This is a genomic window from Azoarcus sp. Soil_N_20 (genome assembly GCF_057656155.1).
In genome coordinates, this window is the sequence record NZ_JBDGKX010000079.1 from 1 (window position 1) to 268 (window position 268).

Sequence of the window (268 nt, forward strand, 5' to 3'; positions counted from 1 at the left end):
CCCGCGGCCGGATCGATGCGGGTGACGATGCCGATCACCACCATGTAGCCGATCGCGGCGAGGATGCCGGGCACGAACGCGGCCAGAAACAGCTTGGCGATGTTCTGCTCGGCCAGGATGGCGTAGATCACCAGCGGCACCGAGGGCGGGATCAGGATCCCGAGGGTGCCGCCGGCGGCCAGTGACCCGGTGGCCAGGCCGGGCTTGTACTGGTGGCGTTTCAGTTCGGGCAGCACCACATGGCTCATCGTCGCCGCGGTGGCGAGCG

General features: G+C 69.0%; 1 protein-coding gene. It reads right to left on the reverse strand.

From position 1 onward, the window contains the following. Positions 1-268: TRAP transporter large permease subunit (locus tag AC3A35_RS27980; RefSeq protein WP_487439820.1), on the reverse strand; the 268-nt coding region annotated here is incomplete at both ends.